Consider the following 23,012-nt stretch of genomic DNA (forward strand, 5'->3'; position numbering starts at 1 on the left):
ATGGGGGAGTGTTCGGGGCATGAGTTTCACGTCGTTGCATTGGGGCGCTTATCGCCCGCGTGTTGTGAATGGACGGCTCGACGCGATGGAGCCGGTGTCGTGGGATGCCGATCCGTCGCCCATCGGCGCCTCGATTCCGGGGGCCATCGATTCGCCCACACGGATTCGTCGCCCGGCGATACGCCGCAGTTTTCTGGAGCGCTTCGGCGACCACCCGGCATTGCGCAGTCCGCATTTGCGGGGGCAGGAAGGGTTCGTCGAAGTGCCGTGGGAAACGGCGCTGGAACTGGTCGCCAGCGAGCTCTCCCGAGTCAAGGGCGAGCACGGCAACCGGGCGATTTTCGGTGGCAGCTACGGTTGGGGCAGCGCCGGACGTTTTCATCATGCGCAAAGCCAGCTGCACCGCTTCCTCAATGGGTTTGGCGGCTACGTGTACAGCGTTGACAGCTACAGCCTCGGCGCCGGTCGGGTGCTGATGCCTCACATCGTCGGCAACATGGATTGGCTGCTGGCGGCGCACACGTCCTGGCAGAACCTGGCGCAGCATTGCGAGCTGTTCGTGGCCTTTGGCGGGCTGCCGCTCAAGAACGCCCAATGCAGCCCCGGGGGCGCCAGCGATCATTTGGTCGAAGGCGGGATTCAGCGGATGTCCGACGCCGGGGTAACCTTCGTGAACGTCAGCCCGCTGCGAGACGATCTGGTCGGCCCTCAACACAACGAGTGGCTGGCTGTTCGGCCAGGGAGTGACACGGCGCTGATGATGGCGCTGTGCTGGGTGCTGGTCGACGAGGGTCTGCACCACGAAGACTTTTTACAGCGTTACACCGTGGGGCACGAACGCTTCATCGAGTACCTCCAAGGCCGCGTGGACGGCATCGCCAAAACCCCGGAGTGGGCGGCCGCGCTGACTGACATTCCCGCGTCGCGCATCACCACGTTGGCACGAGAGATGGCCAGCAAACGCACGATGATCAACATCGCCTATTCGCTGCAACGTTCGGTGCACGGCGAGCAGCCCTTCTGGATGACCGTGACCCTCGCCGCGATGCTGGGGCAGATCGGCCTGCCGGGCGGCGGATTCGGGTTGGGTTACGGCTGCATGAACAACACCGGCAGCGGGCGCAAGGCGTTTTCAGGCCCGCGCTTTTCTCAAGGCGTGAACCCGGTGAAGGATTTCATTCCCGTGGCGCGGGTCACTGACATGCTGCTCAACCCCGGCGCGCCCTTCGACTACAACGGCCAGCGGCTGCATTACCCCGATATTCGGCTGGTGTACTGGGCCGGGGGCAACATCTTCCATCACCATCAGGATTTGAATCGGTTGCTGGAAGCCTGGGAGCGTCCGGAAACCATCATTGTCCACGAGCAATACTGGACCGCTCAGGCCAAATACGCTGACATCGTGCTGCCCGCCACGACGGCGCTGGAGCGCGATGACATTGGCAGCGCGGCGTCTGACCGCTACATGATCGCCATGAAGCAGGCCATCGAGCCGGTGGGCGAATCGCGGGATGATTATTCGATTCTGGCGGACCTCTCCCGCCGTCTGGATTTCGAGAGCGCCTTCACCGAAGGGCGCGATGCGGGTCAATGGCTGCGCTTTATCTACGACGAATCCCATCAACGGGCCGACAGCTTTGGCATCGCGCTCCCGGATTACGATCAGTTCTGGCGCGACGGGCTGTTCGAGATCGACTACCCACCCAGCGATACCGTGCTGCTCCAGGCATTTCGTGAGGACCCGGTGGTCAATCGATTGCCGACGCCATCGGGCAGGATCGAAATCTTCAGCGAGCGGATTGCAGGCTTTGGCTACGCCGACTGCCCGGGCCACCCGGTCTGGCTGGACACGCCGCCCAAGACGTTCCCGTTGCACCTGTTGTCAAACCAGCCGAAAACCCGCCTGCACAGCCAGTACGACCATGGCGCCTACAGTCAGGCGTCGAAAGTGCAGGGGCGGGAACCACTGACCCTCAATCGCCAGGATGCCCACGCGCGCGGCATTTCCGAGGGTGATGTGGTCAAGGTCTGGAATGAGCGTGGGGCGTTTCTGGCGGGGGTGATTGTGTCCGACGACATCCGGCCCGGCGTGGTGCAAATCGCCACGGGTGCCTGGTACGACCCGTTGAACAAGGCCCAGCCCCGATGCCTGGAAAAACACGGCAACCCCAATGTCGTGACCGAAGACATCGGGTCGTCGAGCCTGTCGCAAGGCTGCGCGGCGCAGACCGCCTCGGTAGAGATTGAAAAATGGGTGGGGGCGGTACCGGAAATCACAGCCTTCGAGCCCCCGGTGATGGTGGCTTGAACGATAACTATCAGCCCGGCTTGCCGACGGCAGCGCATCCGGAATCGCCACTGCCAGCAAGCTGTGCTGAAGGGAAGCATGTGAACCGCAACCTCCCTGCACGCCGCACACCTCGTGGGAGACGCCGGAGGTTACGACGGCAGCGATGGCGTTGGGTCAGGGTTGAATGCCCCCGCTGACACACTGCCTTCGCGGCCGTCGCACAGCTCCGGCTGCTCCCACAGGTTCGGTGTCGGTCGCAGACCTTGAGCCACCCCACGTCCTGTCGCAGTCCGGCTTGCCGACGGCAGCGCATCCGGAATCGCCACTGTCAGCAAGCCGTGCTGAAGGGACGCATGTGAACCGCAACCTCCCTGCACGCTGCAGAACTCGTGGGAGACGCCGGAGGTTACGACGGCAGCGATGGCGTTGGGTCAGGGGTGAATGCACCCGCCGACACACCGCTTTCGCGGCCGTCGCACAGCTCCGGCTGCTCCCACAGGTTCGGTGTCGCTCGCAGACCTTGAGCCACCCCACGTCCTGTAGCTGCCCGGCTTGCTGGCATAGCGGTAAAGGATTTGATATGGCCAAGCTTTTCGACATGAGAGACCTATCGGAAGCTTGACCGACAACAGAGTATCTACAGGGGTTCAAGTCCGCTGATTCAACCGCCCCGCAAACACCGCCTTCCCGACCCCCTGCAACACCACATCATTCTGTGGCGTGTGCACCCGGCCGCACACGACATTGCGGTAGTGCCGTTGCAGCGGGTTGCTGCGGGACAGGCCGGGGTTGCCAGTGGCTTCAATGGCCAACTCCACCGCGCGGATGGCGTTGGCGGTGACCAGGTATTTGATCTGCGGCGCGTGGCTGGCAGGTGTCAGGCCATGGGTCGCGGCGTCGATCAAGGTTCGGTTGGCGAACAGCAGCGTGTCGATGTGGCCCACGGCTTCCTGAAACCGGGGCAGGGTCGACAATGAGGCGCCGAGGTTCGACGGCGTGCGGGTCTCCAGAAAATCCACCAGCCAGTCCCGCGCCGATTGCGCAATGCCGTCGTAGACCGATGACAACAGCACCGACATCCACAGCAGACCCGAGGCGTCCAGTTCCGGTTGTGCCAGGCGGGCAGGGCTCACATTGACTGCCTGATCCAGCGGCACCAGCACGTCCTCGAACACCACTTCATGACTGCACGTGGCACGCATGCCCAGATGGTCCCAATCCTCGACGATGCGCACGCCGGGGCTGTCCTTGCGCACCAGCCAGACGCCCACCAGCGGATCGTCGTCGTCACTGCGCGCCCAGACGTTGAACCAGGTCAGGCCGTGACTGCCGGTCGAGTAAATCTTCCGCCCGTTGAGCCGCCAGCCTTCCGCCGTACGGTGAGCCGTCGTGGCTGGAAGACCGCCTCGCGAGGGTGAGCCGAGGTCCGGTTCGACACGTAGCGCGTTGAGCAGCGCGCCGTTTTTCACCGCGTCCAGCCCCACGTGCCGACGCAGGTGCTCCGGCCAGTTGGGCGTCAGTTGCAGCCGCGCATGTTGCAGGTATTGCATCACCAGAATCAGCGCGGTGGACGGTTCACCACGGGCCACGGCACTGATGACCTGTTGTGCCTGCTTGAGGTCCGCGCCACCGCCGCCCAGTGATCGAGGAACGGTCAGGCCGAGCAGGTTGTGCTCATGCAGCAGGCGGAAATTATCATGGGGAAACTCGCCACTGTCGTCGTAATGCTCAGCAGTTTCGGCCAGACGCTGGGTGATGCCGCGCAAGCGTTCAACGAACGCTTCATCCGACTCGACCTCCGTCACCGTGGCTTGGCGATTCAACCCCGCGTTCATGTCGATGCCTGCGCGGTGGCTCGCGAGACCGGCTGCGAGGCGTCTTCCCGCGCCGCCGTGTAGCGGTTCACCGGGAACTGAAGCCCGAAATGTTCGCGCAGGGTGGAGCCTGTGTACTCGCTGCGTTGCAGGCCCCGTTGTTGCAGCACGGGGATCACCAGCTCCGTGAAATATTTCAGGCCGTCTGGCAGCAGCGAATTGATGATGAAACCGTCGCTGGCGCCGTTCTCGAACCAATGCTGAATCTGATCGGCGACCTGTTCCGGCGTGCCGACGAACTCGCGACGCGGTCGGGAAAAATCCAGCGCCACTTGGCGCAATGTCAGGTTGTGTTCCCGCGCCTGTTGCTTGATGCGATCCGAACCGCCTTTCTGGCTGTTGGAGCCCAAATCGCCCAGGTCGGGAAACGGCGCGTCCAAGGGGTATTGCGTGAAGTCGTGATCGTTGAACGGGCGACCCAGCGCAACGATGGCGTCTTCGATGCTCACCAGTTCCACGGCCTGTTGATAGCGGCGCTCCACCTCGTCGGCATCGCGGCCAACGATCGGGCGAATGCCGGGCAGGATCGACAGGTCATCGGGGTTGCGACCGAAGCCTTTGGCGCGGCGCTTGAGGTCGGCGTAGTAGGCTTTTGATTCTTCGAACGACTCGGCATGGACGAAAATCGCGTCGGAATATTCCGCCGCGAAGTTACGGCCATCCTCCGAGGTTCCGGCCTGAAACAGCACCGGCTGACCCTGGCGCGAGCGTGCGATATTCAAAGGGCCTTTGACCTGAAAGAACTCGCCCTTGTGGTTCAGTGAGTGCAGCTTGTCGCGGTCGAAGAATTCTCCGGTTTGTTTGTCGCGGGTGAAGGCGTCGTCTTCCCATGAGTCCCACAGTCCCTTGACCGTCGAGACGTGTTCCTTGGCGATGCGGTAGCGCACGGCGTGAGGAGGGTGTTCGCTTTTGCTGAAGTTTTCCGCCGTGCCACTGAGCCACGACGTGACGATGTTCCAGCCTGCACGGCCGCCGCTGATGTGGTCCAGCGACGAGAACTGCCGCGCCACTTGAAACGGCTCGGTGTAGCTGACCGTGACGGTCGCCACCAGGCCGATTTTCGAGGTGGTCGCTGCCAGCGCCGAGAGGAGGGTCAGCGGCTCGAAACGGTTGAGGTAATGGGGGCTGGATTTCTCGTGAATGTGCAGGCTGTCGGCGATGAACACGAAGTCGAATTTCGCGTCTTCGGCCAGTCGCGCCTGCCCCTTGTACCACTGGAAGTTGGTGCTCGCGTCGGCCTGCGCATCCGGGTGGCGCCATTCGCCCCAGCCGTGGCCGACGCCGTGGACCATCGCGCCGAATTTGAGTTGACGGGGTGTGCTCATGAGGTGCTCTCCTGGGGTCGGTCGCTTAGCGCGCAGCCTGGGAATCGGTTTTCTCGGCAGCCTGCTCGGCGGCGAGGCGGATGGCGTTGAAGCCAGGATCGAAGCCGTTGGAGACATCGACGTGCTTATTCAGAATGCCTTCGCGCTCATAGATGTTGGCGGTGTTTTGCAGGCCCTTGATCACGCTGTCATCAATGCTGACGCGCTCCATTTTGGTGTCTTGATTGACGGCCAAATGTACTTCCACGGGCAGGCCGGTGACCTTGGTCTGGGCGGCTGCGTATTCCTTGGGATGGGCGTTGACCCAGCGGTAGGCGCGGTCCAGACGCACGACGAAATCGTCCAGTTGTGCGCGTTTCTCGCTGATCGCCTTGCTGGTGGCGGCGAGGTAGGAATGGTTGGTCAGCAGGTCCGGGCCGTTGGGCAGGATGCGCGCGCCGCTCTGGGTGGCGACCGTGGTGTACGGCGCCCAAGTGGCCCATGCGTCAGCGTCGCCGTTGTCGAGGATCAGCCGCGATTCGCTCGGCAGCAGGAAGACAAATTTGACGTCGCTGGTTTTCAGGCCCGCTTCGTTGAGCGCGCGAATGGCCAGGTAATGCCCGATCGAACCGCGCCCGGTTACGATGCGCTTGCCCTTGAGGTCGGCGACGGATTTGACCGGCGAGTCGTTACGCACGATCAACGCCGTGGTGTAGCGGCCGTCGACGTGGGTGATGCTGATCACCTTCAACGGCCCCCCTGCGCCGAGTGCGAAGACATACGGCGCATCGCCCAGCGCACCCACGTCCACCGCGCCCGCATTCAGCGCTTCACCCAAGGGCGAGGCGGACGGGAATTCGGAGAATTTGATGTCGTAGGGCACGTCTTTCAGCTCGCCGGAGACCTCCAGCAGCACCTTCAATGCCGATTTCTGATTGGCGACCAAGAGCGGTTGCAAGGCTTCAGCAGCCTGGCTGTATTGGCCGAACGACAGCGTCAGCAGGGCGCCCAACAGGAGCTTTTTGACGCGCAGCGATTTGAGAATAGGGGCGGACATGAAGCGTGTCTCCAGGCTCGGAAAAAAGTTTGAGCCTCCGCTTGGAAAGGGGTCGGCTTTAAGGGTTATGACCTTAAGCCTATAAGAAACGCATTAGAAGTATTTTTTGGTTATATGCTAATTATGTAGTTGGTTAATTTTGGTGGTTTTTAATATTAATTTATTGCATTTAGTGGCTTGAAGGACATACGCCCTCATGATCGTACCCACGCTCTGATTGGGTATGCAGTTCCGAACGCTCCGCATCCAGCGCTTGGCGACGCGGAGCGTCGGATGGAGGTATTCCCACGCAGAGCGTGGGAACGATCATCAAGAGGTGTCAGATCAGGAGGGGCAGTCAAATCACATTAAACCCATGCGTCCCATCCCGACCCAACTGCTCCACCAGTCCGAATTCCCAATCCAGGTAGGCTTGCATCGCTTCACGCGGCGCGTCGGTGCCTTCATAGGGGCGGCGATAGCGGTCGATGCGGGGGGAAGCGAGGTGGGTTTCACCGCTCTCCAGCTCGAAGCCGGCCTTCACCCAGCTGGCCGTCCCGTCTCTGAGCAGGAACACGGGCTTGCCGGTCAACGCTTCGACTTCCGGCACCGCCAGGCGCGCCAGCTTGCTGCTGCCACAGGTCAACACGTATTGCTCGGCAGCGGGGATTTTGCGCAGCGCGCTGGACAGGTCGGCGCGCAAGGTCCACCAGGCGCCGGGAATGTGTTGCTTCACATAATTGGCGCTGGCGGTGAAATCCAGCACGGCGACGCTGCCGTGTGCCTGCCACTGCCGTAAGGTGTCCGGGCTGATCTCCTCGACCTGCCACGGCGTCGGGATCGGCGCGTTCCACGGGCCTTTCTCGCTGAAGTCCTGAGGGCGCAGGTCGTCGAGCACGAACACTTCCCAACCCAGTTGCGCCAGCCACGACGCTGACATGTTCGCCCTGACGCCGTTGTCGTCGACCAGCACAATGCGCGCACCGCGCACGCTGGCGTAATGATCGGTTTCCTGTACCAACTGGCCACCCGGCGTCGAGCGTGCGCCCGGCAAGTGCCCGGCCTCGAATTCCTCTGGCGTGCGCACGTCGAACAGGTACGTTGTGCGCGCGGCTTCGGTTTGCCACGCGTTCAGGTCAGCGCGTTTGCCGCGCTTCACGCCCGCTTTGTCGGCCACTTTGCGCGCATCCTCGCGAGCGACGGACAGCGTGTTGTCACTGACCTCGGCAAAGCGGCGCGACTGACCGTGGTCCAGGGTTTGCCCCGCCAGTAACCAGCCGATAGTGCCGTTGCGCAGGGCTGAAACCGGGTTTGGCAAGCCTGCGTTCACCAGTGATTGCGTGCCGATGATGCTGCGCGTGCGCCCGGCGCAGTTGACGATGATGCGGGTCTTCGGGTCCGGCGCCAGTTCGCGGGCGCGCAACACCAGCTCGGCGCCTGGAACGCTGACGCCGGTGGGAATGCTCATGGTCTGGTATTCGTCATAGCGGCGGGCATCGAGCACCACCACGTCGGCTTTGCTGTCGAGCAGGGCTTTCACTTCCTCGGCGGAGAGAGACGGCGTGTGACGATGGTGTTCGACCAGTTCGCCGAACGCTTTGCTCGGCACATTGACGTCGATGAACAGTTCGCCGCCTGCGTCGCGCCAGCCCTGCAAGCCGCCTTCCAGCAGCTTGACGTCGGTGTAGCCCAAATCCCACAAGCGGGTGAGGGCAGGCTGAACCAGGCCCTCGCCGTTGTCATACAGGGTGATCGCGGTGTCGCGGCGCGGGATGCGCGACAGCACCTCCAGCTCCAGTTTCGACAGCGGGATGTTCGCCGCGAACAGGGGGTGAGCTTCGGCAAAAGGCGCTTCTTCGCGCACGTCCACCAGAGCGACTTCTTCCTTATTCAGCAGTGCGTTGCGAATGTCGGCAAATGATCGGGTGTTTTGAGTCATTGGGCGTGGTTCTCTTTGGACAGGTCCCAGATGTTCGGGAGATAGGCATTCGAATAGCCGGAAATGAACAGTTTTTCGCTGCCGTCCGGTTGATAGACGGCACGCTTCACCGCGCCGATGTTGGCGCCGTAGACGTGAATGCTGATCGACACTTGATCGTCGAAGGCGTTACTGACCTGATGAATGTCATTGCTGCGCGGAGACAGCGCTTCGACGTGGCCGGGTTCAAGGCGAATGGCCGGGCCTTCCTGTTCCAGTCGGCCTTCGGCGCTGCGGGCGAAGCCTTGTGAAAACTCTGCGCCGCGCAACATGCCGATCAGGCCCCAGACACGATGGTCGTGAATCGGCGTGGTCTGACCCGGCCCCCAGACAAAACTGACGATGGAAAAGCGCTGGCGCGAATCGGCGTGCAGCAAAAACTGTTGGTAGCGGGTCGGATCGGGAATCGCGTATTCGTCCGGCAACCAGTCGTCGTGGCGCACGAGTTGGCCCAGCAGTTTTCCGCCACGATGCAGCAGATCGCCCTCGCGGGGATTGCTGTCGATCAGTTCGGCCAGAGCGCCAATGAATTCCCGCAGGCGTTCGGGGTGTCGGGGTTGAGTCATGTGCGCTCCAGAACAGATTTGGTCAGCCAATATAAGCATAATGCGACTGTGTAATATGCTATTTATTGATGATTAGGTTATAACGAAAAAGCATTTGATAACCCCCGGGCAGGTTGTCGGGCTATCCATATGTCGCGTTTGGAATTATGCTTTTTGCCTATCTTGTCCCTATTTTTCATGTGCGAACCGAATGAAAATTGATGATATCGATGCCTTCGTGGCGGTGATTCGCTGCCAGTCGATCAGCCACGCGGCTGAGTCGCTGGACCTGACGCAACCCGCGATCACGCGCCGGGTACAGAATTTCGAGCAGGCCCTGGGGGTCGAGCTGTTTGACCGTAACACCAAGCCGCTGAAGCCGACGGCCATGGGCTTGCAGGTGTATCAGAAATGCCTGGCGATCCTGCGGGAAATGGATTCATTGCGTGAACTCGTCGCCAGCGACACCCCGCCCAGCGGCCTGTTGCGGCTGGGTGTGCCGCAGACCATTGGCGATGTCGTCCTGCTCGATGCCCTCAAACACTTGCGCGGACAATTTCCCGACTTGCGCGCCCAGGTCGTCACTGGTTGGGGCAGCCATCTGATCGGCAAGATCGAAAACGGTGAGCTGGATGCCGCCGCCGCGCTGTTCCCTGCCGGCAAGATTTTCCCGGAAGGCATCATCGGTGAATCCATCGGCAAGATGGAGCTGGTAGTGGTCTGCGCCAAGGAGCGTCAGCCGAAAAAGCCGATCAAGCTGGCCGACTGTTATGACCAGGGCTTTGTGCTCAATCCGGACGGTTGCGGTTTTCGTGCGGGGTTGCAGCGCACGCTGGCCGATCAGGGGTTGGGTCTCAAGGTCAATCTGGAAACGTTCGGCACTGAACTGCAATTGGGGCTGGTGGCCGATGGCATGGGGTTGGGGCTGGTGCCGCGTCCTTTGTTCGAACGCAGCGCGCACCACGATCAACTGGCGGTCGTGCCGCTCAAGGACTTCAAACCGGTGATGGACCTATGGTTGATGTACCCGCGCTTCCTCGGGAATCTACAGGCACCGGTGGCCTCGTTCGGAAGTCTGGTGGCCGAAGCCTTGAAGGAGGCGCGTGAAGCGGCCTGACTTCTTCGTTATAAGAAATAAAAAAACTTGATAATTAGCTTAGAAGAAAATGTGCTTTTTAAACATTTTCCAACGCGCTTAGGCTCCCTTGATACGTCTACTCAAGACCCACAGGGAGTCATGCATGAGCAATGTCAGTTCTTTGCCCGTTCCAGCCAACGCCAGCAGCGTACGGGATCGGGTCAGTCCCGAAGAGTGGGAGGTGCGGGTCAAACTCGCAGCGGCCTATCGTATCGCGGCGCTCAAGCGCTGGACCGATCACATCTACACGCATTTCTCGGCACGGGTGCCAGGGCCTGACGAGCACTTTCTGATCAATCCCTTCGGCTTGCTGTTCGACGAAATCACCGCATCGAATCTGGTGAAAGTCGACATCGACGGCACCATCGTCGATGACCCAACAGGCCTCGGCATCAACCACGCAGGCTACGTGATCCACAGCGCCATTCACGCCGCGCGCCCGGACCTGCAAGCGGTGTTGCATACCCACACCCGTGACGGCATTGCGGTATCAGCGCAAAAAAATGGCCTATTGCTGATCTCTCAGCACGCCTTGTCGTTCTCCGGGCGTGTGGCCTATCACGGTTATGAAGGCATTGCGCAAGATCTGGGCGAGCGTGAGCGGCTGGTGGCGGATCTGGGCGACAAGAGCGTGATGATCCTGAGAAATCACGGCTTGCTCACGGCGGGTATCAGCGTCGAGCACGCGTTCAAGCAACTGCACAATCTGGAATACGCTTGCAATATTCAGATTGCGGCGCAGGCAGCGGGCAACGCCGAGCTGATTTTCCCGCCAGAAGAGGTGGTGAAGAAGGTCGAGGATCAGGCCAGGGTATTCCAGGACGGGAACGGGCCCGGCGTGGCCCGGCACTGGAATGCGTTGATCCGCGAGCTGGATCGGCACGGGACGGCGTATAAGGAATAAGAAGGGTTCAGCGCAAAGGGTCCTCCTGTGGGAGCGAATTCATTCGCGAAAGGTCGTACGGCCGATGGAAATGTGCCGAATGTACAACCCCCTCGCGAATGAATTCGCTCCCACAGAGGGGTATGCGATGTGGAACCTACGCCACCTTTTCCTGTTTCTCCCGCTCGCGTTTGGCCACCAGCTCGCGGGTCAGCGGGATGAGCTTCTTGCCGTAATCAATCGCGTCTTCCAGCGGATCAAACCCGCGAATCAGGAAGGTGGTAATCCCCAGATCGTAATAATCGAGCAGCGCCTCAGCGACCTGTTCGGCCGTGCCCACCAGCGAGGTCGAGTTGCCCTTGGCGCCCAGCAGCCCGGCAATCCCGGTCCACAGGCGTTTGTCCAGTCGCGCCCCTTGCGCAGCCGCCGCCAATAAGCGCTTCGAGCCTTCGTTCGCCGGTTCGCGGCGCTGAATCCCTGCCGCCTGAGCCTGCGCTTTTGCGCGTTCCAGAATGCTGTCCGCCCGCGCCCAGGCCTTTTCCTCGGTCTCGGCCAGAATCGGCCTCAGCGACAGGCTGAAACGCACCGTCCGACCGTGCTTCGCCGCCTCGGCCCGAACCTGTTTGACGATATCCCTGACCTGCTCATAGGTTTCTCCCCACAGCGCGTACACGTCGGCGTGCTTGCCTGCGACCTCGATCGCCGCCTGGGACGCACCACCGAAATACAGCGGGATGTGTGGCTGTTGTGGCGACTTGACCAGCGAATGCGCCCCCTCGAACTGGTAATACGTACCGTGATGGTCGAAGGGCTTTTCCGCTGTCCACTCCTGACGCACGACACTCAAATATTCGTCAGTGCGGGCGTAACGCTCATCCTTGCCAATGAAGCTGCCATCGGCGCGCAGCTCCTTGTCGTCGCCACCGGTGATGATGTGCACCGCCGTGCGGCCACCGTTGAACACGTCCAGCGTCGCGAATTGTCGGGCTGCCACGGTGGGGGAGATGAAGCCTGGGCGGTGAGCGATGAGGAATTTCAGTTTCGTGGTCACGCTGGCGGCGTAGGACGCAATGAATGCGCTGTCCGGGCTGTTGGAGTGATAGGCCACGAGCGCTCTGTCAAACCCGGCGTCTTCATGGGCGCGCGCGACTTTTTCGACGTACTCCGGCTGAACGGTCTGACCGCTGCGTGGGTGAATTTCCGAGAACGGCTGGGTGGCGATGTAACCGATGAATTCGACGCTCATGGGCGATTCCTTATCCTTGTAGAAAAGACGGGCGCGCGTGCAATCGCGCGAGGCCAGTCAGCAACATAGGGGGAGGCGACGGCCCTGTGAAATTCGATTTGGCGCTAAGCTAATTATAAAAATAATGCATCACTAATCTTATAAAGATCAAAAAAGCTGATTATTAGCTTATTTCCATTCGACATTTCACCCCGATTTTTTATGCGCTTACGATGACCCTCATCGGGCGGACTTATTGGGTCCGCTTTCTTTTGAAGCTGCCGTGCAAGGATGTCATTCAATGGGGTTTAACCGCTGGAATCTGGGCCGTCGAGGGCTCGCGTTACTGCTGTCGTGTGCCGTGCTGGCGGGGTGTGGTGACGGAGGCAACAAACCGGCGGCGGTGTCGGATGCGGTGGATTGGTCGAAGGTCAAACTGATTCTGGGGGATCAGGCAAAGGGGCTGCGCACGGTGGTCGAGGCGTCGAAGGCGTTTGCCGGCGTTCCGTATCAAGTGGAATGGGCCAACTTCCAAGGGGCTGCGCCGCTGTTCGAAGCCTTGCGCGCCGGGGCCGTGGACCTCGCACCCGCTGGCGACACCCCCGTGCTGGCCGCCGCAACGGGAGGTACGCCACTGCGCATCGTCGCCGTGCGTCGAGGCCAATCGCGCAGCATCGGGATTCTGGTCCCGCCGGATTCGGACATCAAAACCGTGGCCGACCTGAAAGGTCGCAGCGTGTCGATCTCGTCGGCCCGGGGCAGCATTTCGCAGTACCTGCTGATTCGTGCGCTTGAAAACGCCGGGGTCAAGGAATCGGACGTGAACATCGGGTTCGTCATGCCCACCGATGCGTTGTCGGCGTTCCATGCGGGCAAGATCGACGCGTGGGCGACGTTCGGCATCTATCAGGCCTTCGCGGAAGAAAACGGTGCGCGGCTGTTGTTGAGCGGGGAGGGTATCAACACCGGACTGACGTTTATCACCGCGTCGGACAAGGCGCTGGCGGACAAGGTGAAGCGCCAGGCCCTGAATGACGTGCTCCAGCGACTGGCCAAGGCGTTCGAATGGGCCAAGGCGAATCCGCAACAGTACGCGCAGGTGTTCTCGACGGCCAACAACGTGCCGTTGCCGGTGTCGCAGCGTTTGCAGAGTTGGGGCGTCGAGTCGTTGCAGCCGGTGGAGGCCTCGGATGTGACGGCGCTGCAGGGCGTCGATGATCTGTTCGTGGCGAAGAAGATCTTTCCGCAGGCGGTGCAAGTGTCAGGGCTGGTGGATCGGGAGGTGTTTCCGGATGCCCATGGCGTCTTGCTGAAGTGATGCGGAACCTGTAGGACCGCGCTTGCCCGCGATTGCTGTGTGTCAAAACCATTCATATGCCTGACACAGCGCAATCGCGGGCAAGCGCGCTCCTACAAGGTACGGGAGCGGTGGCTCAGTGCCGCGACCCTTCCTGCCCCATCGCCAGCAGTTGCTTTTCCTGATCCCAGTCGAACGGTTCTTCGTTCTCCTCGGCTTCGAAGCGGCGTTCTTCCAGCGCGGTGTACAGGTCGATTTCCTCGTCGGGCATGAAGTGCAGGCAGTCGCCACCGAAGTACCAGAGCAGATCGCGCGGCACCAGATGGGCGATTTGCGGGTAGCGCTGGATCACCTGGCACAGCAGGTCTTGGCCCAGGTATTGGCTTTCGATCGGCTCAACCGGCAGCAGGCCGAGCAATTCGTCATAGCGTTCGATGAACAGTGCATGACTTTCTTCGGGCACCTGTTCGGCTTCACCGAGCGCGACCAGAATGCCGCGCAAGTGCGTCAGCAGGTTGAGAGTGCGGTCGAGATTGGCGTCGGCCATGATGAAGTCCTCAGAGACAAAAACAGGCGCGGGAGTATAGTTCCCCGAACCCGTGACCGATACCCCGGAGGACTGGTGGTCATTGGTCGACGCGTGAAGGTGGGGTTACCTCAATGCCATAAACCGGCGAGATAGCGATGCCCGGCCTCGGTCAAGGCCAGATGGGCGTAGGTGTGATCAGGGCTGGGTTGGCGCGTGACGAAGCCGATGAGCAGAAGGGTTTGCAGGGTCTGGGTGGGTTTGCCGCTCTGAAGGTCCTCCCCCGAGGCAATTTCAGCGAGCAGGCAGCGATGAGTCATGCGATGGTCGATCATGATGCGTCCCCTTGGTGTTTTCTTGTTGTTACCGGGGAGTGTAGGACAGGGATTGAAGATGTGCAGGCTAGAGCGGTGGATTAGATGATTTGGAATGGGGCCTGCCTGCTAAGGATGAGCTGTAGGAGTGAGCTTGCTCGCGAGGACGGTGGGTCAGCTCCACTAATGGATCCTGACAAACAGCATCGCGAGCAAGCTCACTCCTACAGGGGAGGGGCTCATCCGGGGTTAGCGGATTTTTCCTTCGGAAGCCTTCAGTTCTTCCTTATCAAAATCATCCACATCGATGACCTTTCTGCGCGCCGCTTCCGCCGCGCGCAACTTCTCGGCCTCTGCCGGTTGCAACACGCCCGCGTTCAGTGCCGCGTCGATCGCATGCTCACCGCCCGCCGGTTTCACCTGCCCGCTCTTGAGGCCGTGATGCAGTTTGCCATGCAGCGATTTCGCGCCAGTCAGCAGGTCAGCCGCATGTTGCAGCGCCCCCACTGGATCACTCTCCGAAGTCGGGCGATAACAACCGGCGAGCACCGATTCCAGCGCCGGATCGCCTTTGGCGCGCCCGATAATCTCCGCGACTTCCGCATCCAGCACGTCCGATGGGCCTTTATGACGGCGCCCGAACGGGAACACGATCACGCGCAACAATCCGCCCAGAATCCGGTTCGGGAAGTTGCTCAGCAGTTCGTCCAGCGCACGCTCCGATTCGCCCAACGCCTCCTCCATCGACCAGCGAAACAGGGGCACCAGCGCTTCCGGGTAATCCAGATCGTGGTAGCGCTTGAGGGCCGCCGACGCCAAGTACATGTGGCTGAGCACGTCGCCGAGTCGCGCCGACAGCCGCTCCCGGCGTTTCAGTTCGCCGCCCAGCAGCATCATGCTCAGGTCGGCCAACATCGCGAATGCAGCCGCCTGGCGATTGAGGGCGCGGAAATAGCCCTGACTCAAGCGATCGCCCGGCATGCTTTCGAAATGGCCGACACCCAGATTAAGCACCAGCGTGCTGGCCGCGTTGCGCACCGCGAAGCCGATGTGTTGCATCAACAGGCCGTCGAATTCCTTCACCGCCTGATCATGATCCTCACGTCCGGCGAGGGCCATTTCCTTCAACACGAACGGATGGCAGCGAATGGCGCCCTGGCCGAAGATCATCAGGTTGCGCGACAGAATGTTCGCGCCCTCCACGGTGATGAAGATCGGCGCGCCTTGCCAAGACCGGCCCAAGTAATTATTCGGGCCCATGATGATGCCCTTGCCGCCGTGCACGTCCATGGCGTGAGTAATGCACTCGCGACCGCGTTCGGTCAGGTGGTATTTGAGGATCGCCGACAGCACCGACGGTTTCTCGCCCAAGTCCACGGCGTTGGCCGTCAGCATGCGCGCGCTGTCCATCAGCCATGCGTTGCCGCCGATGCGCGCCAGGGCTTCCTGAATACCCTCAAAAGCGGCGAGGGGCACGTTGAACTGCTCGCGGATCTGCGTGTACTGGCCGGTGACCAGGCTGGTGTATTTCGCGGCACCGGTGCCGACCGCAGGCAGGGAAATCGAACGGCCCACAGACAGGCAATTCATCAGCATCATCCAGCCTTTGCCGAGCATGTCTTGACCGCCAATGAGGTATTTAAGCGGGATGAACACGTCCTTGCCTGAATTGGGGCCGTTCATGAAGGCAGCGCCCAGCGGCAAGTGGCGACGACCGATTTCCACGCCCGGTGTGTCGGTGGGAATCAACGCCAGGCTGATGCCCAGATCCTCTTCTTCGCCGAGCAGGTGTTCAGGGTCGAACGCCTTGAACGCCAAGCCGAGCAAGGTCGCGACGGGGCCGAGGGTGATGTAGCGTTTTTCCCAGTTCAGGCGCAGGCCGATGACTTCTTCGCCCTGCCACTGGCCCTTGCAGATAATGCCGGTATCGGGCATCGCGCCCGCATCGGAGCCTGCCAGCGGGCCGGTCAGCGCAAAGCAAGGGATGTCATCGCCACGGGCCAGGCGCGGCAGGTAATGGTTGCGCTGTTCGTCGGTGCCGTAATGCAACAGCAATTCGGCCGGGCCGAGGGAGTTGGGGACCATGACGGTGGATGCCAGGTCGCCGCTGCGGGTCGCGAGTTTCATCGCGACCTGCGAGTGGGCGTACGCCGAAAAGCCTTTGCCGCCGTATTCCTTGGGGATGATCAGCGCAAAGAAGCCGTGTTCTTTGATGTGGGCCCAGGCTTCAGGTGGCAGGTCCATGGCCTGACCGATTTCCCAGTCGCTGACCATGGCGCAGAGTTCGTTGGTGGGACCGTCGATGAACGCCTGCTCTTCTTCGGTCAGCTGGCTTTTCGGGTACGCCAGCAGCGTGTCCCAATTGGGACGGCCGCTGAACAATTCGCCGTCCCACCAGACTGTGCCCGCGTCGATGGCATCGCGTTCGGTTTCCGACATCGGTGGCAGCACTTTCTGAAACCAGGCGAACATCGGCGCGCTGAAGTATTGGCGGCGCAGGTCAGGCAGGGCCAAGGGCACTGCGACGGCCAGCCACAGCAGCCATGGAATGATCATCCAGCCGTGGGCATGACTGAACGAGCCCATCACCAGCAGATAAATTGCCACGATACCCAGGGCGGGGAAGGGGGCGACACGCCGATGGGCCAGCCAGGCCACGCCGATCACCAGCACCACGATCCACAACAACAGCATAAGAATCCCTCCGAAATGACGGCGCAAACGGGCGCCATCGACATCACGGGCAGCCGCTCTGGCCCGCGCATCGATAGTGACCCCGCGCCGTCGGGGGAGTTCGAGCCATGGCCGATGCGCGTGAGGGTGTGGCTCGAATACCCCCTTGGCGGGGCCATTACCGGTCACGCTATTCCTTGTGGGAGACGCCGGAGGTACGACGGCAGCGAATGCGGTGTGTCCGTTGAAGATGAATCGACTGATCCACCGCCGTCGCTGCCGTCGTACCTCCGGCGTCTCCCACAGTCCGGTGGAGTAAAGCCAAATCAACGTCCCACCCCGCCCGATGGTTTAGACTGGCGGCCCGCAGGCATATGCCACTAACGTCACCCACTTAGCACTCAGGAGAACAACAACCATGCTGAAAATCTGGGGCAGGAAGAATTCGTCCAACGTCCGCAAAGCCTTGTGGGCAGCGGAAGAACTGGGGCTGGCGTACGAGGCGATCAGTGCGGGCTGCGCGTTCGGCCTCAATGATCAGCCGGACTACCTGGCGAAGAACCCCAACGGCGTGGTGCCCATGATCGAAGACGGTGACTTTGTGCTGTGGGAATCCAACGCCATCGTTAGGTACCTGACCGCGCAATACGCTCCGGATTCAGCGCTGCACCCCAGCGATCCCAAGGCCCGCGCCCAAGCGGACAAATGGATGGACTGGACCACGTCGACCTTCGCCGGGCCATTCCGCACCGTGTTCTGGGGTGTGTTGCGCACGCCCGCCGATCAGCAGGACTGGACGCAGATCAAACTTGCGAAAGGCACCGTCGAAGGCTTGCTGCGCATTGTCGATGAAACCCTCGCTCGCCAGCCCTGGCTGTCCGGCGACGCGTTTGGTATGGGCGATATTCCGCTGGGCAGCTTTATTTATGCCTGGTTCGAAATGCCGATTGAACGCGCAGAGCTGCCTCACCTCAAAGCCTGGTACGAGCGTTTACAGCAACGTCCCGCGTTCCGTAAGGCTGTGATGACAGCGCTGACGTGAGCGTTACCGCGTTAGATTAATAACGACTATCAATAGATCTCGCTGTACTTGCGCGGCGTGGGCAAGCAACATTGACGCTCGTTTCACTTTGCAACGGATTGTTTCGGCGACCCAGTATCAGCGGCCCGAACGATCCGGCAGCCAGGCTTTTGTCATCATTTATTCCTTTTCTTTCCTTTTATTGGTGTGTTTTCAGTCATGAGTTCAGCTCTGTCCATCCGGCAGCTAACCAAGACCTACGGCAACGGTTTCCAGGCCCTCAAGGGCATCGATCTGGACGTCGCCGAGGGTGATTTCTTCGCATTGCTCGGCCCTAACGGTGCCGGCAAATCCACCACCATCGGAATCATCTCGACCCTGGTCAACAAGACCACGGGTACGGTGAACATTTTCGGCCACGACCTGGATCGCAACCCGGCGCAGCTCAAGCGCTCGATCGGTGTGGTGCCTCAGGAATTCAACTTCAACCAGTTCGAGAAGACTTTCGACATCGTCGTGACCCAGGCCGGTTACTACGGCATCCCGCCGAAGATCGCCAAGGAACGCGCCGAGCAGTACCTGACCCAGTTGGGGCTGTGGGACAAGCGCAACGTGCCGTCGCGGTCGCTGTCCGGCGGCATGAAGCGTCGTTTGATGATCGCCCGCGCGCTGATTCACGAACCGCGCCTGCTGATTCTCGACGAGCCGACGGCGGGCGTGGACATCGAGCTGCGCCGTTCGATGTGGACTTTTCTCACCGAGCTGAACGAGAAGGGCATCACCATCATCCTCACCACGCACTACCTGGAAGAGGCTGAGCAGCTGTGCCGCAACATCGGCATCATCGATCACGGCACCATCATCGAAAACACCGGGATGAAAACCCTGCTCAATACGTTGCACGCCGAGACGTTCCTGCTGGACCTCAAAGATCCGATGGCCGTAGCACCGCAGCTGGCGGGCTATCCGTCGCGGCTGGTGGATGAACGCACGCTGGAGGTGCAGGTGGATAAAACCGTCGGCATCACTGCGCTGTTCGGTCAACTGGCGCTGCAAAACGTTCAGGTGCTGAGCCTGCGCAATAAAACCAACCGCCTTGAGGAGCTGTTCGTGGGCCTGGTCGAGAAAAATCTGTCGAAGGTGGCGGTATGAGTTCAGAGCTGCGCCCCAACCTGATCGCAATGAACACCATCGTCTATCGGGAGGTCCGTCGCTTCATGCGGATCTGGCCGCAGACCCTGCTACCGCCAGCGATCACCATGGTTCTGTACTTCGTGATCTTCGGCAACCTGATCGGTCGACAGATCGGCGACATGGGTGGCTTTACCTACATGCAATACATCGTGCCGGGCCTGATCATGATGTCGGTGATCACCAACTCCTACGGCAACGTGGTGTCGAGCTTCTTCGGCGCGAAATTCCAGCGCTCGGTGGAAGAGCTGATGGTGTCGCCGGTCTCGCCGCACACCATTCTGATCGGCTACACCCTCGGCGGTATGTTGCGCGGGTTGATGGTGGGCGTGATCGTCACGATCCTCTCGATGTTCTTCACCGACCTGCAGGTGCATCACCTGGGCGTGACCCTCATTGTGGTGGTGCTGACGGCGACGATCTTCTCGCTGCTGGGCTTCATCAACGCGGTGTTTGCGCGCAACTTCGATGACATCTCGATCATTCCGACGTTCGTGCTGACGCCGCTGACCTATCTGGGCGGGGTGTTCTATTCGATCAACCTGCTGCCGCCGTTCTGGCAGACTGTGTCGCTGGCCAACCCTGTGCTGCACATGGTTAACGCCTTCCGCTTCGGGATTCTCGGTGTATCGGACATCAAGATCAGCGTGGCGCTGGCGTTCATGGTCGTGGCGACCATCGTCCTGTACCTCGGCTGCGCACGCCTGCTGGTGAGCGGGCGCGGTATGCGGCAGTAACCCTGCGGCAGCTCTGCATGTCGCAAATCCTGTAGGAGCCGGCAAGCCGGCTCCTACAATGGTGTGCATTGAGGGCGTCAGCCGCGCTTGGCTTTTCGCCGCTTCCACTGCCGTCCCACCCACCACCGCCAATACCCCATCGTCCCGAAATACCCCACCAGCCCCAGCACCACGCCCGCCACGAGCGACCCCAACAGAAACGGTTGCCACAGCGTCGTGAGCTGCCCGCTGATCCAGTCCCAGCTCATCTCGTCCGGAAAGTGCCTCGGCGGCAGCCCCAGCAACAGAGCGCCGATCTTGTAGGTGACATAGAACACCGGCGGCATCGTCAGCGGGTTGGTCAGCCAGCACAGGCTCACCGCAATCGGCATGTTCGCCCGTAGCCAGATTGCCAAAAACGCCGCCAGCAGCATCTGCAACGGCATCGGCATCAACGCCGCGAACAAACCAATCCCCATCGCCCTCGCCACGGAATGCCGATTGAGGTGCCAGAGGTTGGGGTCGTGGAGGAGGGTGCCGAGAAAGCGTAAGGATTTGTGTTCCCGGATGCTGTTTGGATCGGGCATGTACCGCTTGATCAGGTGGCGTGGCATACAGGAAATCCGGGGGCTTGGCCGAGAAATTCGGGCCAGTATGCATGGATAGTGACGTATGGAAATTCAGACATTGTGACAATTAATAAAAGCGCGCCTCCCCCTGTGCGCTAAGTCATGAAGGTGAATTTCATCGGTCGACAGGGGAAAACCTCATGCGCACAGGGATGGTGGCGCTAGCACTGGGATTGTTGGTCCTGCGTTTTTTACCGGCATTACCGCCGGTCTGGTTGATGCTGGCGATGCCGGTGGTGGCGCTGATGCTGTTGCCATTTCGCAGTTATCCGCTGGCTTTTTTTCTGTTTGGACTGACGTGGGCCAGCGTTTCCGCGCAATCCGCCTTGGACGATCGATTGCCCGAGCGGCTCGACGGCCAGACGTTGTGGCTCGAAGGCACTGTCGTCGGTTTGCCTCAGAGCGCTGACGGCGTGGTGCGTTTTCAGCTCGAAGACCCTGTTTCGCGGCGCACTCGATTGCCGGATCGCATGCGCGTCGCCTGGTACGGCGGTGCCGACGTGCGCAGCGGCGAGCGCTGGCGGTTGGCGGTCAAACTCAAACGCCCCGGCGGTCTGGCCAACCCCGGCGCGTTCGACTACGAGGCCTGGCTGTTGGCCCAGCGTATCGGGGCGACGGGCACGGTGGTTGACGGCGAGTTGATCGCGGCCACGGCAGAACCCTGGCGGGATCGCATTCGTCAGCGGCTGATGGCAGTCGATGCCCAAGGGCATGAGGGCGGTCTCGCGGCGCTGGTGTTGGGGGACGATTCGGGCCTCAGCACGGCACAGTGGCAGGTGCTGCAAGACACCGGCACCGTGCACCTGCTGGTGATCTCGGGTACTCACATCGGGCTTCTGGCAGGATTGCTTTACGGTCTGGTGGCGGGCCTTGCACGCTGGGGGCTGTGGCCACGGTTCATCCCCTGGTTGCCCTCAGCCTGCGCGCTCGCTTTGGGTGGTGCGTTGATTTACGGCTTTCTCGCCGGGTTCGACGTGCCGGTGCAGCGGGCCTGCATCATGCTCGGACTCGTCCTGCTGTGGCGCCTGCGGTTTCGGCATCTGGGCGTGGCCTGGCCAATACTGATCGCGCTCAACGGCGTATTGCTCGCCGAGCCGCTGATCAGTCTGCGCCCCGGTTTCTGGCTGTCGTTCGCGGCGGTCGGAATTCTCCTCCTGATCTTCGGTGGACGCCTCGGCGCCTGGCACTGGCTGCACAGTTGGTCTCGCGCCCAGTGGCTGATCGCGCTCGGTCTGCTGCCGGTGCTGCTGGCGCTGAACCTGCCGGTCAGCCTGAGCGGGCCGCTGGTCAATCTGGTCGCGGTGCCGTGGGTCAGTGTTTTGATCCTGCCCTTGGCACTGTTCGGCACGTTTTTGCTCTCGATTCCGCCGATTGGTGAGAGCTTGCTCTGGCTGGCGGGCGGCGCGATGGAGGGGCTCTTCCGGGTGCTCAGCCCGATGGCCGACCTCATACCCGCGTGGACGGGTCCTGCCGTGCCGTTCTGGGTCTGGCCCTTCAGTCTGTTGGGTGCGTTGCTGCTGTTGCTGCCCAATGGCGTGCCGTTGCGCCCGCTGGGCTGGCCGATGTTGCTGCTGTGCGTGTTCGCGCCGCAGAAAAGCGTCCCGTTGGGCGAAGTCGAAGTGACGCAACTGGACGTCGGCCAAGGCCTGGCGATCCTGCTGCGCACGCAAAACCATGCGCTGCTGTATGACGCCGGGCCGCGGTTTGGCGAGTTCGACATCGGACAGCGTGTGGTCCTTCCGGCCATTCGCCGTGCCGGGATCACCGAGTTGGACCTGATGCTGCTCAGCCACGCCGACGCTGATCACGCGGGAGGGGCGCCTGCCATCCATCAAGCCATGCCAGTGTCGAGAGTGCTTGGCGGCGACATCGAACGCATGCCCCCCGAATTGTCTGTCGAGCGCTGTCAGAACGGTGAGCGCTGGACGTGGGACAACGTGACGTTTGCCACCTGGATCTGGGAGCAGGCCGGGGAGGGCAATCAGGGTTCCTGCGTCCTGAGCATCGAGGCGAACGGCGAGCGGCTGTTATTGACCGGTGACATCGACGTCCCTGCCGAGCGCGCCATGCTGGAGCAAGGTTTCGACGTTCGTGCCGACTGGCTGCAAGCGCCTCATCACGGCAGCCGCACGTCTTCGTCGAAACGCTTTCTGCAGGCGGTTTCGCCTCGCGGTGTGCTGATTTCCCGAGGTCGCAATAATGCGTTTGGCCATCCCCATCCGTTGGTGATGTCGCGCTACCGCTGGCTGAAGATCGACACCCATGACAGTGCGGAGCATGGGGCTCTCACGCTGCAATTGGGGACCTTCGGCGAGGTGGACTTCGAGCGGGCTGTCCGACGTTTCTGGCGAGAGTGATCAGCCGGTTATTCA

The 23,012-nt window shown here is 61.3% G+C and carries 19 protein-coding genes; 8 read left to right on the forward strand and 11 right to left on the reverse strand.

Annotated features, from left to right (window positions below):
- The first annotated feature begins 19 nt into the window (after positions 1 to 19).
- Positions 20 to 2,308 carry a molybdopterin guanine dinucleotide-containing S/N-oxide reductase gene (locus tag AAEO81_RS09755; protein WP_341963145.1) on the forward strand — a complete coding sequence of 763 codons (2,289 nt, stop codon included), beginning with the start codon at positions 20 to 22 and terminating at the stop codon, positions 2,306 to 2,308.
- A gap of 388 nt (positions 2,309 to 2,696) precedes the next feature.
- Here AAEO81_RS09755 and AAEO81_RS09760 read toward each other — a convergent pair whose 3' ends face one another.
- The 6 genes from AAEO81_RS09760 to AAEO81_RS09785 all read right to left on the reverse strand — a co-directional run bounded on the left by AAEO81_RS09760 (position 2,697) and on the right by AAEO81_RS09785 (position 9,048).
- Positions 2,697 to 2,819, reverse strand: coding sequence for a hypothetical protein (locus AAEO81_RS09760; RefSeq protein WP_341963146.1), 123 nt, complete (start codon positions 2,817 to 2,819; stop codon positions 2,697 to 2,699).
- 118 nt (positions 2,820 to 2,937) lie between these two features.
- Positions 2,938 to 4,125 (reverse strand): acyl-CoA dehydrogenase family protein, encoded by a 1,188-nt coding sequence (locus AAEO81_RS09765; RefSeq protein WP_341963148.1) that lies wholly within the window; start codon positions 4,123 to 4,125, stop codon positions 2,938 to 2,940.
- Entirely contained in the window at positions 4,122 to 5,489 is a 1,368-nt protein-coding gene (locus tag AAEO81_RS09770; RefSeq protein ID WP_341963150.1) for an LLM class flavin-dependent oxidoreductase, read from the reverse strand. The genes AAEO81_RS09765 and AAEO81_RS09770 overlap by 4 nt, the downstream gene beginning before the upstream one ends.
- A 25-nt stretch (positions 5,490 to 5,514) precedes the next feature.
- Positions 5,515 to 6,525, reverse strand: coding sequence for an ABC transporter substrate-binding protein (locus tag AAEO81_RS09775; protein ID WP_341963151.1), 1,011 nt, complete (start codon positions 6,523 to 6,525; stop codon positions 5,515 to 5,517).
- 337 nt (positions 6,526 to 6,862) lie between these two features.
- The gene (locus AAEO81_RS09780; RefSeq protein WP_341963153.1) at positions 6,863 to 8,443 is read right to left on the reverse strand and encodes a rhodanese-related sulfurtransferase; all 1,581 of its coding nucleotides are present in this window, start codon (positions 8,441 to 8,443) and stop codon (positions 6,863 to 6,865) included.
- On the reverse strand, positions 8,440 to 9,048 hold the full coding sequence (locus AAEO81_RS09785; protein ID WP_166596739.1) for a cysteine dioxygenase: 609 nt from the start codon (positions 9,046 to 9,048) through the stop codon (positions 8,440 to 8,442). The genes AAEO81_RS09780 and AAEO81_RS09785 overlap by 4 nt, the downstream gene beginning before the upstream one ends.
- Before the next feature lie 190 nt (positions 9,049 to 9,238).
- Here AAEO81_RS09785 and AAEO81_RS09790 point away from each other — a divergent pair, with 190 nt between their 5' ends.
- Together AAEO81_RS09790 and AAEO81_RS09795 are read left to right on the forward strand one after the other, a co-directional pair.
- Entirely contained in the window at positions 9,239 to 10,144 is a 906-nt protein-coding gene (locus AAEO81_RS09790; protein WP_341963155.1) for a LysR family transcriptional regulator, read from the forward strand.
- Positions 10,145 to 10,268: 124 nt separating this feature from the next.
- The gene (locus AAEO81_RS09795) at positions 10,269 to 11,069 is read left to right on the forward strand and encodes a class II aldolase/adducin family protein (RefSeq protein ID WP_341963157.1); all 801 of its coding nucleotides are present in this window, start codon (positions 10,269 to 10,271) and stop codon (positions 11,067 to 11,069) included.
- Positions 11,070 to 11,205: 136 nt separating this feature from the next.
- Here the strand turns inward: AAEO81_RS09795 and AAEO81_RS09800 are convergent, their stop codons facing one another.
- Complete coding sequence (locus AAEO81_RS09800) at positions 11,206 to 12,294, reverse strand: LLM class flavin-dependent oxidoreductase (RefSeq protein ID WP_341963158.1); 1,089 nt, start codon at positions 12,292 to 12,294, stop codon at positions 11,206 to 11,208.
- Between the two features lie 280 nt (positions 12,295 to 12,574).
- On the opposite strand from AAEO81_RS09800, the gene AAEO81_RS09805 reads away from it, so the two are divergent.
- Positions 12,575 to 13,591: an ABC transporter substrate-binding protein gene (locus AAEO81_RS09805; RefSeq protein WP_341963159.1), complete on the forward strand. Its 1,017-nt coding sequence runs from the start codon at positions 12,575 to 12,577 to the stop codon at positions 13,589 to 13,591.
- Between the two features lie 115 nt (positions 13,592 to 13,706).
- Here the strand turns inward: AAEO81_RS09805 and AAEO81_RS09810 are convergent, their stop codons facing one another.
- From AAEO81_RS09810 to AAEO81_RS09820, 3 genes are all read right to left on the reverse strand, one after another.
- Positions 13,707 to 14,117 (reverse strand): PA2817 family protein, encoded by a 411-nt coding sequence (locus AAEO81_RS09810; RefSeq protein WP_341963160.1) that lies wholly within the window; start codon positions 14,115 to 14,117, stop codon positions 13,707 to 13,709.
- A 110-nt stretch (positions 14,118 to 14,227) separates the two neighbouring features.
- On the reverse strand, positions 14,228 to 14,431 hold the full coding sequence (locus AAEO81_RS09815) for a hypothetical protein (RefSeq protein ID WP_341963161.1): 204 nt from the start codon (positions 14,429 to 14,431) through the stop codon (positions 14,228 to 14,230).
- 228 nt (positions 14,432 to 14,659) lie between these two features.
- Positions 14,660 to 17,104 (reverse strand): acyl-CoA dehydrogenase, encoded by a 2,445-nt coding sequence (locus AAEO81_RS09820; protein ID WP_341964513.1) that lies wholly within the window; start codon positions 17,102 to 17,104, stop codon positions 14,660 to 14,662.
- A 397-nt stretch (positions 17,105 to 17,501) separates the two neighbouring features.
- Between AAEO81_RS09820 and AAEO81_RS09825 the strand changes: the two genes are divergently transcribed.
- From AAEO81_RS09825 to AAEO81_RS09835, 3 genes are all read left to right on the forward strand, one after another.
- Positions 17,502 to 18,125 carry a glutathione S-transferase gene (locus tag AAEO81_RS09825; RefSeq protein ID WP_341963163.1) on the forward strand — a complete coding sequence of 208 codons (624 nt, stop codon included), beginning with the start codon at positions 17,502 to 17,504 and terminating at the stop codon, positions 18,123 to 18,125.
- Positions 18,126 to 18,323: 198 nt separating this feature from the next.
- Positions 18,324 to 19,256 (forward strand): ABC transporter ATP-binding protein, encoded by a 933-nt coding sequence (locus AAEO81_RS09830; RefSeq protein WP_166596748.1) that lies wholly within the window; start codon positions 18,324 to 18,326, stop codon positions 19,254 to 19,256.
- Complete coding sequence (locus tag AAEO81_RS09835; RefSeq protein ID WP_341963166.1) at positions 19,253 to 20,032, forward strand: ABC transporter permease; 780 nt, start codon at positions 19,253 to 19,255, stop codon at positions 20,030 to 20,032. The genes AAEO81_RS09830 and AAEO81_RS09835 overlap by 4 nt, the downstream gene beginning before the upstream one ends.
- A gap of 77 nt (positions 20,033 to 20,109) precedes the next feature.
- Here AAEO81_RS09835 and AAEO81_RS09840 read toward each other — a convergent pair whose 3' ends face one another.
- Entirely contained in the window at positions 20,110 to 20,625 is a 516-nt protein-coding gene (locus AAEO81_RS09840; RefSeq protein WP_341963168.1) for a DUF2062 domain-containing protein, read from the reverse strand.
- A 155-nt stretch (positions 20,626 to 20,780) separates the two neighbouring features.
- On the opposite strand from AAEO81_RS09840, the gene AAEO81_RS09845 reads away from it, so the two are divergent.
- Positions 20,781 to 22,997, forward strand: coding sequence for a DNA internalization-related competence protein ComEC/Rec2 (locus AAEO81_RS09845; RefSeq protein WP_341963169.1), 2,217 nt, complete (start codon positions 20,781 to 20,783; stop codon positions 22,995 to 22,997).
- The last annotated feature ends 15 nt before the right edge of the window (positions 22,998 to 23,012 follow it).

The sequence above is a fragment of the Pseudomonas sp. RC10 genome (genome assembly GCF_038397775.1).
Classification (GTDB): Bacteria; Pseudomonadota; Gammaproteobacteria; order Pseudomonadales; family Pseudomonadaceae; genus Aquipseudomonas; species Aquipseudomonas bambusae.

Excerpts from the sequence above, each read along its gene's own strand:
- AAEO81_RS09755 (WP_341963145.1), top strand. The coding sequence starts at position 20 with ATGAGTTTCACGTCGTTGCATTGGGGCGCTTATCGCCCGCGTGTTGTG.
- AAEO81_RS09765 (WP_341963148.1), bottom strand. The coding sequence starts at position 4,125 with ATGAACGCGGGGTTGAATCGCCAAGCCACGGTGACGGAGGTCGAGTCG.
- AAEO81_RS09770 (WP_341963150.1), bottom strand. The coding sequence starts at position 5,489 with ATGAGCACACCCCGTCAACTCAAATTCGGCGCGATGGTCCACGGCGTC.
- AAEO81_RS09775 (WP_341963151.1), bottom strand. The coding sequence starts at position 6,525 with ATGTCCGCCCCTATTCTCAAATCGCTGCGCGTCAAAAAGCTCCTGTTG.
- AAEO81_RS09780 (WP_341963153.1), bottom strand. The coding sequence starts at position 8,443 with ATGACTCAAAACACCCGATCATTTGCCGACATTCGCAACGCACTGCTG.
- AAEO81_RS09785 (WP_166596739.1), bottom strand. The coding sequence starts at position 9,048 with ATGACTCAACCCCGACACCCCGAACGCCTGCGGGAATTCATTGGCGCT.
- AAEO81_RS09790 (WP_341963155.1), top strand. The coding sequence starts at position 9,239 with ATGAAAATTGATGATATCGATGCCTTCGTGGCGGTGATTCGCTGCCAG.
- AAEO81_RS09795 (WP_341963157.1), top strand. The coding sequence starts at position 10,269 with ATGAGCAATGTCAGTTCTTTGCCCGTTCCAGCCAACGCCAGCAGCGTA.
- AAEO81_RS09800 (WP_341963158.1), bottom strand. The coding sequence starts at position 12,294 with ATGAGCGTCGAATTCATCGGTTACATCGCCACCCAGCCGTTCTCGGAA.
- AAEO81_RS09805 (WP_341963159.1), top strand. The coding sequence starts at position 12,575 with ATGGGGTTTAACCGCTGGAATCTGGGCCGTCGAGGGCTCGCGTTACTG.
- AAEO81_RS09810 (WP_341963160.1), bottom strand. The coding sequence starts at position 14,117 with ATGGCCGACGCCAATCTCGACCGCACTCTCAACCTGCTGACGCACTTG.
- AAEO81_RS09815 (WP_341963161.1), bottom strand. The coding sequence starts at position 14,431 with ATGATCGACCATCGCATGACTCATCGCTGCCTGCTCGCTGAAATTGCC.
- AAEO81_RS09820 (WP_341964513.1), bottom strand. The coding sequence starts at position 17,104 with ATGCTGTTGTTGTGGATCGTGGTGCTGGTGATCGGCGTGGCCTGGCTG.
- AAEO81_RS09825 (WP_341963163.1), top strand. The coding sequence starts at position 17,502 with ATGCTGAAAATCTGGGGCAGGAAGAATTCGTCCAACGTCCGCAAAGCC.
- AAEO81_RS09830 (WP_166596748.1), top strand. The coding sequence starts at position 18,324 with ATGAGTTCAGCTCTGTCCATCCGGCAGCTAACCAAGACCTACGGCAAC.
- AAEO81_RS09835 (WP_341963166.1), top strand. The coding sequence starts at position 19,253 with ATGAGTTCAGAGCTGCGCCCCAACCTGATCGCAATGAACACCATCGTC.
- AAEO81_RS09840 (WP_341963168.1), bottom strand. The coding sequence starts at position 20,625 with ATGCCACGCCACCTGATCAAGCGGTACATGCCCGATCCAAACAGCATC.
- AAEO81_RS09845 (WP_341963169.1), top strand. The coding sequence starts at position 20,781 with ATGCGCACAGGGATGGTGGCGCTAGCACTGGGATTGTTGGTCCTGCGT.